The sequence below is a fragment of the Rickettsia massiliae MTU5 genome, assembly GCF_000016625.1.
In the GTDB taxonomy this organism is placed as follows: domain Bacteria; phylum Pseudomonadota; class Alphaproteobacteria; order Rickettsiales; family Rickettsiaceae; genus Rickettsia; species Rickettsia rickettsii.
This window is the reverse complement of the sequence record NC_009900.1, coordinates 1,327,664-1,341,187: the sequence shown is the minus strand read 5'-3', so window position 1 is coordinate 1,341,187 and position 13,524 is coordinate 1,327,664. Positions and strand designations below refer to the sequence as shown.

Genomic DNA, 13,524 nt, shown 5'->3' with positions numbered 1-13,524 from the left:
CAACAACCCCTGCTCCTCGCAATGACGATTTGGGTATCAACAACGCAGGTATGACATTATTAATTACTTCTTCTTAAACATCTCGAGCATTCTTTTTGTTACTATAAATCCGCCGAAGATATTTATAGAAGCAAGCAACGTTGCAAAATACCCTAGTAGACTGGGAAACCCAAAAGCAGAACTACTTGCAGCAATCATAGAACTAAGAACTATAATACCTGAAATAGCGTTAGTAATAGACATAAGCGGAGTATGGAGTGCAGGAGTTACTTTCCACACAACATAATAGCCCACAAAAGAAGCTAATACAAAAATAGTTATAGCAAATACTAGCGGATCTATAGTACTTGTGTTTGTTTGCCAACTAGTATCTATTACCAAATCTTTTAATTTATCTGATAATTCTTGGGTATTATGGGCAATTTCAGCAGCCTGTTTAGCCATCGTCGGTAATTGATTCATATATTTAATTTCTCACTCACAATTTTTCCGTCTTTAGTAATCAACATCTCACGTACTAACGCATCATTCATATTAAACTTACCGTCTTGCAATGCATAGGTTAGAAAATTATACAAATTCTTAGCATATAATTTTGAGCTGTCGGTAGCAATTTTAGTAGCAAGGTTTGATACACCTATTATGGTAACTCCGTGCTTAGTAACGATCTTATCCGGTTCTGAACCTTCCACGTTCCCGCCTGTACTAGTCGCTATATCAACAATCACTGAGCCGCGCTTCATGGATTCTAGCATTTTTTCTGTAACAAGCAGAGGTGCTTTTTTTCCCGGAATTTGTGCAGTAGTAATAACTATATCATATCCTTTAATAATTTTTGCTAAAAACTCTTCTTGTTTAGCTTTATAATCTTCCGAACTCTCGTGAGCATAGCCTGATTTATCTTGTAAATCCTCCTGTAATTCCGGTGAAACAAATTTAGCTCCTAAGCTTTCTACCTGCTCTTTGGTAGCAGCTCTTACATCATATCCTGCAACAATGCTACCAAGCCTTTTTGCCGTTGCAATAGCTTGAAGACCGGCAACACCGATACCAAGCACTAAAGTTTTACACGGTGAAATCGTCCCTGCTGCCGTCATCATCATAGGAAAAGCCCTTGTGTAATGATAGCTTGCTTCAATTACCGCTCTATAGCCTACTAAGTTACTTTGAGAAGATAAAGCGTCCATATTTTGAGCTTTAGTAATTCTCGGCACAAACTCCATAGCAAAAGTCGTAAGGTTTTTTTTAGCTGCCGCTTTTATATATTCATGATTTAAATAAGGCGACAATAATCCTACAATAATTGCTCCTTTTTTTGCAAATTCAAGCTCACTATATTTATCCGTAACGGATGAAGGTTGTACCTTTAATATAATATCAGCATCAGAAATAATTTCGAGTGGTACCGAAGATATTTTAGCACCTAGAGCAACATATTCTTCATCAAGAAAACCGGCATGAAGCCCTATATCTTTTTCTACCGTAACCGCATAGCCTTTTTTGACTAGCAATCCTGCTACTTCAGGCGTTATAACGGCTCGTGTTTCATGCTTGGCTTTTTCTTTTAAAGCAACGATTTTCATAAATACTAATTATATTTTGCATTAACTGAATACATAAGGTATTTTAAACATAATTTAAAATATAAAACAACAAAAATGAAAAAAATATTTTTTCTAATCATTATTTATCTTTTTGTGAATTCAAGCTTAGCATTTGGGGTAGATGATAAAACAGCTATTTCGGAGCTAAAAACTTATCTACGTACGATAAAATCGGTTGCGATAGATTTTACTCAAGAAGATTCGTACAGTAAAATAGTTAAAGGAAAATTACTGATCCATAAACCTTATAATTTTAGATATAATTATTATCCTCCTTTCCCTTTAGTTATAATAGGTACTAAAAATTTCGTATCGATGTATGATTATGATATGGAGCAAGTAAGCCGTATTAATAGAAGCGAAAATACATTTAATTTTTTATTAGAAGATAATGAGCATTTTGACAAGGATTTTATTTTTGAATCGGTAATTAACGAAAGAAATATTTCTAAAATTACTATCTATCATACTCTAACGGAAAAACGTAGCGAAATTACTTTTAATAAAGCTACTCAACAAATTGAAGCATTAAAAATATTTGAAGATAATAATATAGTCACTATTACTTTTGATAAAATAGCTAAAGTACAAAAATTTTCCGATGATTTGTTTAAATTAAAAAACCCTGAAATATTCGGTCCTCCTGAAAGATTAACAAAATCGGAAATAGAAAAAAAATATATTGTTTCTTGAAAATAAACAGGTTATGTTAATTATGCTAGTAGTGGGCATTGTACCTTTTTAGTCGGTCAGGTCTGAAAGGAAGCAGCCAGAGAGGGATTCGATGGGTCATTACTAGCATTATTCTAATTTTTATGTCATTTCTACAGCAAGGCGGCTCTCGTTTTATGTCATTCCCGCTTTCGCGGGAATGACATAGAGAACCCTGCAATAAAGCCAGTTTTTTGCTAAAATGACATAAAAAGTCTTATAACTATCGTGCTAGATATAAATTCATCAAATCAATATATTCCTTTTGCAAGGAAATATCGTCCTAGTAACTTTGCCGAGCTTCAGGGGCAAGAGGTATTAGTCAAAGTTTTAAGCTATACTATTTTAAACGATAGGCTAGCCGGAGGCTATCTTTTAACAGGTATTAGAGGAGTCGGTAAAACTACTTCCGCCCGAATTATTGCTAAAGCCGTAAACTGTTCTGCTTTAATTACCGAAAATACGACTATTAAAACATGCGAGGAATGTACGAATTGCATCAGCTTTAATAATCATAATCACCCTGATATAATCGAAATTGATGCGGCAAGTAAAACTAGCGTAGATGACATACGTAGAATTATAGAATCCGCCGAGTATAAGCCCCTACAAGGTAAGCATAAAATCTTCATTATTGATGAGGTGCATATGCTCTCTAAAGGGGCATTTAATGCACTTCTTAAGACACTGGAAGAACCGCCACCTCATATAATATTTATCCTTGCAACGACGGAAGTACAAAAGATACCTGCAACTATTATCTCAAGATGTCAACGTTATGATTTAAGGCGGTTGAGTTTTGAAGAGATTTTTAAGCTACTTGAATATATAACTAAGCAAGAAAATTTAAAAACCGATATAGAAGCACTAAGAATTATAGCTTACAAATCGGAAGGGTCGGCACGTGATGCAGTCTCTATTTTAGATCAAGCAGCTAGTATGTCGGTGAAATCTGACAATATAATTAGTCCTCAAGTAATTAATCAAATGCTTGGGCTTGTCGATAGTTCGGTTATAATAGAATTTGTCGAATGTATTATCCACAGAGAGACGGAAAAAGCTATAAATTTAATAAATAAACTTTACGGTTCTTCGGTTAATCTTGAGATTTTTATAGAATCGGCATCAGATTTTATTGCTTATCTTAATAAAGTAAAAATGTTACCTAATTATAGTTTGCCTATATATGAATCATTTAATGATAGAACTAAAAGCATATTAGATAAAACCAGCTTGCCGCACTTATCAATCTTATGGCAAATATATAATAAGGGAGTAGGGGAAATAAAAATTTCCTATAACCAACTAACAGAAACGGAAATGTTAGTTATAAAATCTATATATTCGACGTCGCTACCCTTGCTTACAGATTTTGACGGTAATAATCAAAATTTAAATCAATCAATTAATCCGGAAATAAAAAAAAAATTTGAAATTGTAGATTTTCTTGAATATTTATATAAAAATAATGAGATAGATATATATTATTTCCTACTCAATCATACGGAACTTAAAAATCTCAGTAATAATAGATTAGAGTTCGTAAGTCTTGAAGTTACAAGCAAAATAAAAAAACAAATAGAAGATTTGTTAGCTGTTTTTACTAATGAAAAGTTTGAGATAGTAATAATAAAAGAGCAGAACAAGCAAACCTTAAAGAATCAGTTAATTGATAAGATTGAAGCAAGTAACGATTTTGGTTTAATTAAAAAACATTTCCCAAATATAACAATTTCGGATATTTTACTTAAAAGCTAAAAATATATAGGATAGAATTATGGTAAATTTTAATCAGTTTTTAAAGCAAGCCCAATCAATGCAAAAGAAAATGCAAGAAGCTCAAGAGCAAATGGCAAATGCAAGATATACCGGTAAAGCCGGCGGCAGACTTGTTGAGGTTATTGCAACCGGTAAAGGCGAAGTTGAAAAGATTTCAATTGATGAATCTTTATTAAAAGCAGAAGAAAAAGAAATGCTTGAGGACTTAATTAAAGTTGCCTTTAATGATGCTAAACAAAAATGTGATGAAGATTCTCAAAATTCTTTATCAGGAGCCTTAAATGGTATGAGCTTACCACCAGGCTTTAAAATGCCGTTTTAACACGGCTCTTATGTCATTCTTGCAAAGGTCGTGTTGAGTGGATACAAGTCGTCATTGCACGCGAACGTTAGTGAGCGTGGCAATCTCAGGAATTCTTTCCAAGATTGCTTCGTCAATTTACTATTGTAAATTTCTTCGCAATGACGGAAAAACTGCTCCACGCAACAACATCTTTAGTCGCTTAGCTCATGACGATTTGGTATCCATATTTATTCACAAAATAGTATTAAACAAATTGATTTTAAAATCGTTTTCGTCATATTTAGATTTATACATAAAACCCCTTTTATTTAAAAAAGCATGTTAGCACTTTTTGATATAAAGGTCAAGAAATAATTAATAATTTAACTATTTCTTAATAAAAAGGAAGTTTGTAAAAAATAGACATCTTTCCAAAGCAGTTTATAGAGAGGAATTTAAAGGATACACGGAAGCACTTGCCGCTGCAGCATATATAGACATACGTGAAGATTAGGGATTAGGATCGACGTACAAATTGCCTTTAGAAGCAAGTTATGCAGGAAGTCTAATAATTCAAGATCAATAAATCCTTATCAATCCTGAAACCTTTGAAACGCTCAAGTAGCGACATACCAAGAAGCGAAATATCAAGGTCACCAAGACCTACATGTCCTTTGATGTTCTTAAATGCCGTACCGATTACTACACTATTTAAGGTTATAGGAGCGGCTTTATTTTCGCCGTTAGCTGTTAGATAAGTTCTAGTATATTTTAATTTAGTTAAGTCAAAGCCTAATTTTTGAGCATCTTCTTTAGTTAAAGCTATATCACTTGCCCCTGTATCTACCATAAATTTTATTTTAACGTTATTTACAAAAGCATTGATATAAAAATGCCCGTCTCTGCTACGGGCTATAATAATTTCTCCGACTTCAGTAGACCATTTATATGATGGAATTAAAGCAGACATTACTCTATGATAAGCGTAGTTCAGCTCAAACCTAAAAGCATAACCGGTTATTATAACTAAGAAAATTGCTGCCCACATTGCTAGTTGCAAACAAAATCTGCGTATTTCATTTTGGCTAATAGTACTGTAAATTATACTAAATAATATTAATAATGACGCACAAAAACTCCCTATATTTTGTGGTGCTTTAAAAAATTCTGGATAATGTTGATTGATATATTTGTATAATAAACCGGTTACAATTACGGTGCTGCAAATGATAAAAATAAGTTTTATGAGTTTTTTATTCATATAATATACTACAAGTAAATAAAAAATAGGTATACGAAGTTCTATCTGAGTATATAATTTTAATCTATATAATCAAACCAAAGTCCCAGCCCATTTTTAAGTGGAAAACTACCTTTTTGGTTCACTAGAATAATAATTCCAAGTTCTTCTGACGGTATAAAGCCAATAAAAGAATTAATACCGTTAATATAGCCTGAGTGAAAAATTAAATCCTTGAGCGTCCTTTTACTTTAAGAATACAGCCATCCAAGAGCATAATATGACTCAATCATTTTTTGATCAATAGGCCAAATCGGTTGCCATTTAAATCCAAAAACATCTTTGTTTGATTTTACTATTTTATACAGCGGTAATATTTGTATATCTTGTGTTTTAAGCGTTGTACGCAAATTATCTATTTGCAGCATTTAAACTTGATTTTTTTACAATTTAAAGCTTCTTCAAGTAAACTAAAAACGATGTTACTATACTTATAGCATTGCCCGGGTTTATACAACTAGCTTGTTGTTTTTTTAGCAACGTTAAAAGCTTTGAGCGATTCATTCCTTGCTCAATTTCAATATTTCCTGAGAATTGATAACCTTTTGTATGGCTTAAAATATTATTAAGACTAATAGCATTTTTTAGGTATGGTAATTTGAACTTTTCGTCAAAATCTAAACTTTCTTGATCTACCATTAATGCAATTGCCGTTGCTGAAACAGCTTTTGAAACCGATGCTAAAGGAAATAAAGTTTTATCCGTAATAACTCCACTATTACCTTTCTGATTTCCAAACGTTGTTTTATAAATAACTTCACCTTTGTATAGAATTGCAATTGCTCCTCCTTGTAATTCGTCTTTTTGCAATTCAAGCTTTTTAGTTTTTACGGTAATTCTACTCGTGTCTGTACCAAAAAACTGTACGATGTGATAATAGTAACATTATACTAAAAATAGGATAAGCTTTTTATTCATATGGCGATATTATTTATTGATTCTATATGTCATTCCTGCGAAAGCAGGAATCCAGCTTTCTAAACAAATTATATACTAAATTTTTATATGATTTTTTTTATTTTTACCATTTTTTACTGGATTCCCGCTCTCGCAGGAATGACAAAAGCTACTTTTTTAACCGCTATTGCCTTTTCTTTATCTTTTAATCTAATAACTAGCAAGCTCTAATAAATATTTGTCATCTAAAGCTTCAATAATTTGCTCATATAATTCAGCCGGAATTAGATAAGCAGTCGGTTTATTATGATTTAATAAGGCAACAGGCTCACCACTTGCCTTATCCAATAATGCAGTAGGGCTTTTTTTAATTCTGATATACTAACTGCTAGATTTGCATAAATATGTTCCATTATTGACTCCAAGTAAACGAAGAAAGTTATACGAAGATCAACTTGGAAAAGAGCAAGGAGTCTGCAAGACTAGGAGCGGAGCGTATACTTAATACGTGGCTACCTGCGAACTTATTTAGACGACGTAGCCAATTTTTCAAGTTCATCGAGTATACCTATAATTAATACTAAATTAAATACTAATTATAGGCTATAATTTTATCTTTATCAAGAAAATCACATTAAATCGCCGATATTCTCTAAAAACAACCTAGCTCGATGCGATGTCGGTTTATTAAAAAAATCCTCGGCAGGCTGATTTGCTAAAATCTGTCCTTGATCCATAAAAATAACACGATCCGCTATTAATTTTGCAAACTTCAAATGGTGCGTGACCACTACCATGCTCATTTGATCTTTTAATAAATTTATATTCTCTATAACATCTTTAATATTTTCAGGATCGAGTGCCGAAGTCGGTTCGTCGAATAACAAAATTTCCGGCTTCATCATTAAAGCCCTTGCTATTGCGGTACGTTGCTTTTGCCCTCCTGATAGGCTTGCCGGATATGAGTTAAATTTTTGTGTTAGCTTAAATTTTGCAAGCAATTCCTTTGCCATAGAAATTGCTTGTTCTTTTGGCAAAATTAAAACATTTACCGGCGTATAGATTAGGTTTTCTCCTACCGTTAAATGCGGGAATAGATTAAAATTTTGAAAAACCATACCAACTTTTAAACAAAGCTTTCTTCTATCTTTAAGCAGTAGCTTCTTCCCGTCTACCAAAAAAGTACCGCTACTTGGTTCTTCTAAATTATTTAAAATTCTAAGCAGAGTAGTTTTACCGCTTCCCGAAGGACCGATTATTACAGTAGTTTCCTTGGTAGTAAAACTTAAATCAATATTCTTAATTGCGTAATTCTTGCCATAACGCTTACAAACTTTTTCTAAAATAATCATAAACTAGACCGTAAATTTATAACCGTCATAAAGCGGCTTAACGTTATTTGGAAGCATTTTCGTAATCTCATGATAATCTATCGTGTGTCTCATATTGGTTAATAATATCTGCTCAGGTTTATATTTTTCACGCCATTCTAGAACTTTATCAAGCCCTGCATGATTCGGATTTGATTTATAATCCATACAATCTAATATCCATATTTTTATATCTTTTAAAAATTTATCTGATTCAGGAGGAAAATCAATTACATCGGGCGAATAAACGAAATCACCTATACGTAAACCCAAGCTATCTATAGGACCGTGATGCTGTCTAAAAAATTGTATTTCTATAGTATTAATCTTAATTTTATCAAAAAAACTAACAGATTGAGTTGTGAACAGTCGCCCAAGCTTAAATAACTTATTGTTAAATAGATAATCAAATTTTGTATGGAGCTTTGCCGTACTATCGTGATCTGTATAGATTTCAAATGGCTTGCCTTGCATAAAAGTAAATACTCGTAAATCATCGATACCGTTAACGTGATCGGAATGATAATGTGTTAATATAGCACAATCGAGCTTATTTATCTTTTCTCGTAATAGTTGATTTCTAATATCAAAACCGAAATCAACTAATATTTGACTATTTTCATCGTTAATATATATTGCTGATCTAGTCCTTTTATTGTACTTTGAAGGAGATGTGCAAGTACTACAATCGCACCTGATCACCGGTACGCCTATAGATGCTCCACACCCAAGTATTGTTACTTGTAACATAAATATTTAAAATAATGTTTGAAGTTTTTTATAATTTTTGCGGCTTAAATCAAGAAATATTCTTATTTTTGAATAAAATTACTAATATCGGCTTTATACCTTATTTTTTTAAAATAATTTCGTTTTGTTTTAATATCGCTAATTTCGCCTTAATATATATTTTATACCGTATATATTTTTATATTCAATTAAAGAAAACCAAAAATGATAAGAAGCGGCAAAATAAATTCTGGCACGATTATAATAAGTTAGTTGAAATCGGTATAATATACGGGGTATTCGGTTTAATTTTTACCGCTCTTAAATTTTCAGTTAATTTCCCTCGCCCTTATTGCAGTCTTCCTGTAGATAGTTTCATGACCATAATAAATACTGCAAACGAAAGATGCTTTTCAAGCTTTCCAAGCAGCCACGCAGCTCTTAGCGTGTTAGTAACGTATTTTGCTTGGAATTATATAAAATTACCATTAAAAATCTTAATGATTTGTGTTATTATGCTCGTGTCTTTATCTCGCATAAGCCTTGCTATGCATTACCCAAGTGATATAATCTACGGCATTATTATTGCATTTATAACAATACTGATAGGTAAGTTAATTTATCGCATCTTTGCAAATCATATAATAAGAAAGATCGGGGATTTTCTATTAATGAGGCAGTAATTAAGAAAAAACATATAAAAAACTTGTTTTTAATCTTGAAAGTTTTTAATATGTGCGCTACAATGTAGCTACATTATTGAAAGAAGATTTTTATGTCTGCTGATTCTATTGTGCGAGCCCGTATTAATGAAGACGTGAAAGAAGAAGCAGCTTTAGTGCTTGCTGCTATGGGACTTACTTTATCTGATGCTGTTCGTATGCTGTTATTTCGTGTTGCTCGTGAAAAAGCATTGCCGTTTGAGCCACTTATCCCAAATGATGAAACAATTAAAGCTATGAAAGCTGCAAGAAGCGGCAAATTAGTTCATGTTGGTAATATCAATAATTTGTTATCTGATTTAAATGAGAACGATTAAACGTACTGCATAGTTTAAACGTGAAAAACGTAGAAAACATGGAATAAATTTGGATGATATTTTACTGAAAGCAGTTAGGTACTTGGTTGCTGATATAACATGACCTATACATATGAGAGACCATGCCCTTATAGTAATTGGAAAGATTGTAGAGATTGTCATATTAAACCGGATTTAGTATTAATTTATAGAAAACCCGATGCTGACACATTGGAGTTAATACGATTAGGTTCACACAGTGCACTTGGTTTTTAATTATTTTGAAATGAACCGGGAACGAGTTCCTACAAAACCCATCTAACCATCCATAGTACTGGACAGTTTTTGAAAAGCGTTTGATGTCGCTCCTAGCTAAAAACGAGAATGACATCAAAAAACCAAACAAACATTATGATACTACTATACCGAAAATACTTTATAAAAAATATCTTACCGCTGCTTATAGTCGTTACTTTTTCAGTGACTAGTATAGTATGGATAACGCAAATATTAAAACTTTTATATTTATTTGATAAAGGTATAAAAGTTATGGACTTCTTCAGTTTAATAGTTTTAGTACTTCCTACTTTATTATTTATTCTGTTACCGGTAATAACGGTTATTACCGTGATTTATATCTATAATAATTTAAAAGTCGAGCGACAATTAATTATATTACAAGCTTCAGGAGTTGATAATGTACAGCTAGCACTGCCTGCTTTATATGTCGCATTAATAGTTATGCTACTTGCTTATTATATATCTTCTACCATCCTGCCGTTATCTCATATAAACTTAAAATCACGTTTAAACTTTATAAAGAATAATTATATCTCAAGTATGATTGAAGAGAAAACTTTTAATAAAGTAACGAAAGATATCACTGTTTTTATAGATAAAAAATCAGCAGGAAATATTATGAACGGCGTAATAATATTTGATAATCGCAACGCTGATAACCCATCAGTAGTATTTGCGGGTTCAGGTACTCTTAATATATATGATAATAGCCCGATTTTTGAACTTAATAAAGGCAGAAGACAAGAATATGACGTAAATGGTAATTTAACTCAGTTAACTTTCGATTCTTTAATGATAAAACTGCAAAATGATAATCCTTTAGTATCGCAAAGAACTAAACATAATAAAGAAGCAAACGAATATTATATAAGCGAATTACTTGCCCCTCCTCATGATTTAGCTATTACTAAAAAAATTAAATTAATTGCTGAAGCACATCAAAGAATAATTTGGCCTTTATACAATTTTGTATTACCTTTTGTAACACTTGCAGTTTTTTTGAGATATCCTTATAGTAAAAAAACAACTTTTATGCCGGTATTATTTTCTGCCTTAATAGTATTGCTAGTTACTTCAATTCATTTTATATTACAAAATTTTGCTTCAAAAAATCTAGATTTTATTTTTGCTTGTTATTTCAATTTGGTTATTGCTTTAACGATCGGATTATATTTATTTGTACGTAAAAGAATATAAATTTATTAGACTACTTTACTCCAAGCTCCACGAGGATTTTGAGTAAAACAATCTATTTTGTTTTCCTGTCCGGTAAATTTATTTATTTTAACTGTTAATTCTTTTAAATCTTCCGGTAAATCGGTTATTATAATTATCCTTTTGAAAACTCTTATATATTCTTTTGCTTGTAAAATTTTTCCTATATCTGTAGGCGAAATAATAACAAGCACACTAGCATTATTAGGATTTTGTAACTCATCGGTAATATAAATCGGCTGTTTTTCAGGCTGCGGATCAAGTTTACTACCGTGAGGTATAAATTGCTTACGTGAATAAGTCCAAAGATTTTTATTGAGCATTTCTTGTTGATCTGCATCTGCAGTTAATATCACGCTTTTAAGATCAGAGTAATAGCATTTTTCTATCAGAAGCAATATCGACTTTAGAAGCAATTCATCGCTTGTTTGATAAATACTAAATTGCTGCATAAAAATTTTATGTTATTTTTTATGAGAAAATTTAAGTGGTACGGATGAAGGGACTTGAACCCCCACGCCTCGCGGCACAAGAACCTAAATCTTGCATGTCTACCAGTTCCATCACATCCGCGTATGGTAATACCATTCCTGCCTCTGCGGGAATGACATTAAAGTATTTCCATCAAAAAGTTATAATACACATCATATAATTTTTGTAAATCGCTAATTTTTGTGTATTCGTTTATTTTATGTGCCGTTTCGGATAATAAACCAAACTCTACTAACGGACAATAATTTTTGACGAATCTTGCATCCGACGTACCGCCGCTTGTAGAGAATTCAGGCTTTATTTTAAGCGTATGCTCTACTACTTTAGCAAATTCTTTTATTTTATCGCTAGGGTTCTGAATAAAACTTTCAGCAGAACTACTATATTCTAACTTATAATCTACTTTATATTCTTTACAATGCTGTTTAATAATTTCTTCTACCTGTTTTGCTAAAGTTTCTGCACTATGTAAATTATTAAAACGTATATTGAAAGATGCTTCCGTACTTGCCGGAATTACGTTTGAAGTATTATTACTGACCTCGATATTCGTTACTTCAAGATTTGAACGTTGAAAAAATTCAATACCTTCATCAAGTTTTATATTTGTTAACTCATTCAATATTATTATTAAGCAAGGCAATGGGTTATTTGCTTTATGAGGATAAGCTACATGCCCGCTTAAGCCTTCTATATTTAATTTAAAGTTAACACTTCCTCTTCTGCCAATCTTAATTGCATCGCCTATTTCTTTTTCACAAGTAGGTTCACCGACAATAGCAAAATTTATCTTATATCCTTGATCATAAATATATTGCAGCATTTCTTTAGTACCATGCTTTGCTTTTCCCTCTTCATCACTAGTAAGTAAGAAACTAATGGAACCTTTAAAATCGGTATTATTTTTTATAAAATCTAAACTGGCAGCTAGAAAGCACGCTATAGCCCCTTTCATATCCACCGCACCTCTGCCATATATCTTATCGTCTTGCTGGCTAGCTTTAAATGGACTCGCATTATGCCAAAGCTCATGATTGCCTGCCAGCACTACATCTACATGACCAACAAAGCAAATATTAGGCTCATTGCTACCGAAAACAGCATAAAGATTAGTGACTTGCTCGCTTTTAGAATCACCGAATATTTTTATTTCGGTCTTAAAGCCGTGCTGTTTAAGCAAATCATCAATATACTCAATAGCCCCATCGCTCTTAGGAGTTACAGACTTAAAACCAATCAAATCTTTTAAGTAGTTAATGTACATCAATTATTGCCAAAGAGAATTTAATGTGGTTTTTAGTTTGTTTTCAAATTGTTTTATATAGTTTTTAAGGCTGTCAATCTCACTTTGATTATTATCAAACTCTGTTACTATTTTTTGCTGTTCTTCAAGAGGCGGGATAGGAATTTGTAAATCCTCTAAATCTTTCAAATAAACGTGAGGTTGACCTGATGATCCAGCTTGCTTTTGGTATATTATATTTTGCTGAGATTTTAAAATATAATATAGATATTTAGTTAACAATAGTTTTTTCATTAATTGAATAGATTACGTTACAATCTGAAGCCCACATTGGCGAATTATGATACCAAATATATCCAGCATATGCTCCCGATGAAGAAATAGTGATTATGTTATCGTTAAAATTATATTGATTATGTGAATAAGGACTAACCCGACCAGCTGCTATTACTGGAATATCCCCCTTAATTGCAATATTAATGTTAATCATTTTACCTTTTTTACCTACTATTAACGTTGTATACTCCTTATGCTCAAGAGATAAAATATTACTTTTTAATTTATTGATAATGATATCGCCAAA

General features: G+C 32.0%; 17 protein-coding genes, 1 tRNA gene, 1 other RNA gene and 2 pseudogenes. 8 read left to right on the top strand and 13 right to left on the bottom strand.

What is annotated here, in order from left to right:
* Positions 1–63 precede the first annotated feature (63 nt).
* Positions 64–462 carry an NAD(P) transhydrogenase subunit alpha gene (locus tag RMA_RS07315; protein ID WP_014408062.1) on the bottom strand — a complete coding sequence of 133 codons (399 nt, stop codon included), beginning with the start codon at positions 460–462 and terminating at the stop codon, positions 64–66.
* Positions 459–1,583: an NAD(P) transhydrogenase subunit alpha gene (locus tag RMA_RS07310; protein ID WP_012153262.1), complete on the bottom strand. Its 1,125-nt coding sequence runs from the start codon at positions 1,581–1,583 to the stop codon at positions 459–461. The genes RMA_RS07315 and RMA_RS07310 overlap by 4 nt, the downstream gene beginning before the upstream one ends.
* Positions 1,584–1,658: 75 nt before the next feature.
* On the opposite strand from RMA_RS07310, the gene RMA_RS07305 reads away from it, so the two are divergent.
* From RMA_RS07305 to RMA_RS07295, 4 genes are all read left to right on the top strand, one after another.
* The gene (locus RMA_RS07305; RefSeq protein ID WP_014366190.1) at positions 1,659–2,297 is read left to right on the top strand and encodes an outer-membrane lipoprotein carrier protein LolA; all 639 of its coding nucleotides are present in this window, start codon (positions 1,659–1,661) and stop codon (positions 2,295–2,297) included.
* Between the two features lie 20 nt (positions 2,298–2,317).
* An RNA gene (gene ffs / locus RMA_RS07715) (signal recognition particle sRNA small type) lies at positions 2,318–2,411 on the top strand.
* A gap of 132 nt (positions 2,412–2,543) precedes the next feature.
* Positions 2,544–4,073, top strand: a complete 1,530-nt coding sequence (gene dnaX, locus RMA_RS07300) for a DNA polymerase III subunit gamma/tau (RefSeq protein ID WP_041404911.1) — start codon at positions 2,544–2,546, stop codon at positions 4,071–4,073.
* A gap of 19 nt (positions 4,074–4,092) precedes the next feature.
* On the top strand, positions 4,093–4,416 hold the full coding sequence (locus RMA_RS07295) for a YbaB/EbfC family nucleoid-associated protein (RefSeq protein ID WP_014366189.1): 324 nt from the start codon (positions 4,093–4,095) through the stop codon (positions 4,414–4,416).
* A gap of 526 nt (positions 4,417–4,942) precedes the next feature.
* Here the strand turns inward: RMA_RS07295 and RMA_RS07290 are convergent.
* The 6 genes and pseudogenes from RMA_RS07290 to RMA_RS07265 form a co-directional block, all read right to left on the bottom strand.
* A complete protein-coding gene (locus RMA_RS07290) occupies positions 4,943–5,638 on the bottom strand; it encodes a TIGR02281 family clan AA aspartic protease (RefSeq protein ID WP_014366188.1) in 696 nt (231 codons plus the stop codon).
* Between the two features lie 230 nt (positions 5,639–5,868).
* Positions 5,869–6,045 (bottom strand): hypothetical protein, encoded by a 177-nt coding sequence (locus tag RMA_RS11560; RefSeq protein WP_238375483.1) that lies wholly within the window; start codon positions 6,043–6,045, stop codon positions 5,869–5,871.
* Positions 6,046–6,067: 22 nt separating this feature from the next.
* Positions 6,068–6,487 carry a serine hydrolase gene (locus RMA_RS07280; protein WP_041404910.1) on the bottom strand — a complete coding sequence of 140 codons (420 nt, stop codon included), beginning with the start codon at positions 6,485–6,487 and terminating at the stop codon, positions 6,068–6,070.
* A 221-nt stretch (positions 6,488–6,708) separates the two neighbouring features.
* Positions 6,709–6,987 (bottom strand): annotated as a pseudogene (locus tag RMA_RS12170) (type II toxin-antitoxin system Phd/YefM family antitoxin).
* A 216-nt stretch (positions 6,988–7,203) separates the two neighbouring features.
* Positions 7,204–7,926 (bottom strand): amino acid ABC transporter ATP-binding protein, encoded by a 723-nt coding sequence (locus tag RMA_RS07270; RefSeq protein ID WP_012153256.1) that lies wholly within the window; start codon positions 7,924–7,926, stop codon positions 7,204–7,206.
* 3 nt (positions 7,927–7,929) lie between these two features.
* Complete coding sequence (locus tag RMA_RS07265) at positions 7,930–8,694, bottom strand: MBL fold metallo-hydrolase (RefSeq protein WP_014408053.1); 765 nt, start codon at positions 8,692–8,694, stop codon at positions 7,930–7,932.
* Positions 8,695–8,708: 14 nt separating this feature from the next.
* Here RMA_RS07265 and RMA_RS07260 point away from each other — a divergent pair, with 14 nt between their 5' ends.
* The 4 genes and pseudogenes from RMA_RS07260 (at position 8,709) to RMA_RS07250 (ending at position 11,188) form a co-directional block, all read left to right on the top strand.
* Positions 8,709–9,356 carry a phosphatase PAP2 family protein gene (locus RMA_RS07260; RefSeq protein WP_014408052.1) on the top strand — a complete coding sequence of 216 codons (648 nt, stop codon included), beginning with the start codon at positions 8,709–8,711 and terminating at the stop codon, positions 9,354–9,356.
* A gap of 92 nt (positions 9,357–9,448) precedes the next feature.
* Positions 9,449–9,712, top strand: coding sequence for a type II toxin-antitoxin system RelB/DinJ family antitoxin (locus RMA_RS07255; protein ID WP_012151450.1), 264 nt, complete (start codon positions 9,449–9,451; stop codon positions 9,710–9,712).
* A gap of 58 nt (positions 9,713–9,770) precedes the next feature.
* A pseudogene (locus RMA_RS09035) lies at positions 9,771–9,967 on the top strand (type II toxin-antitoxin system YafQ family toxin).
* A 138-nt stretch (positions 9,968–10,105) separates the two neighbouring features.
* The gene (locus RMA_RS07250) at positions 10,106–11,188 is read left to right on the top strand and encodes an LptF/LptG family permease (RefSeq protein WP_041405063.1); all 1,083 of its coding nucleotides are present in this window, start codon (positions 10,106–10,108) and stop codon (positions 11,186–11,188) included.
* A 5-nt stretch (positions 11,189–11,193) separates the two neighbouring features.
* Here the strand turns inward: RMA_RS07250 and RMA_RS07245 are convergent, their stop codons facing one another.
* The 5 genes from RMA_RS07245 to RMA_RS07225 all read right to left on the bottom strand — a co-directional run bounded on the left by RMA_RS07245 (position 11,194) and on the right by RMA_RS07225 (position 13,431).
* A complete protein-coding gene (locus RMA_RS07245; protein WP_014408049.1) occupies positions 11,194–11,658 on the bottom strand; it encodes a DNA polymerase III subunit chi in 465 nt (154 codons plus the stop codon).
* A 36-nt stretch (positions 11,659–11,694) separates the two neighbouring features.
* Positions 11,695–11,779 (bottom strand) — tRNA-Leu (locus RMA_RS07240).
* 37 nt (positions 11,780–11,816) lie between these two features.
* Positions 11,817–12,962 carry a succinyl-diaminopimelate desuccinylase gene (gene dapE, locus RMA_RS07235; RefSeq protein WP_014366180.1) on the bottom strand — a complete coding sequence of 382 codons (1,146 nt, stop codon included), beginning with the start codon at positions 12,960–12,962 and terminating at the stop codon, positions 11,817–11,819.
* Positions 12,963–12,965: 3 nt separating this feature from the next.
* The gene (locus RMA_RS07230) at positions 12,966–13,235 is read right to left on the bottom strand and encodes a restriction endonuclease subunit S (protein WP_238375481.1); all 270 of its coding nucleotides are present in this window, start codon (positions 13,233–13,235) and stop codon (positions 12,966–12,968) included.
* Positions 13,213–13,431 (bottom strand): hypothetical protein, encoded by a 219-nt coding sequence (locus RMA_RS07225; protein WP_041404909.1) that lies wholly within the window; start codon positions 13,429–13,431, stop codon positions 13,213–13,215. Before RMA_RS07225 ends, RMA_RS07230 begins: the two co-directional genes overlap by 23 nt.
* Positions 13,432–13,524: the final 93 nt, after the last annotated feature.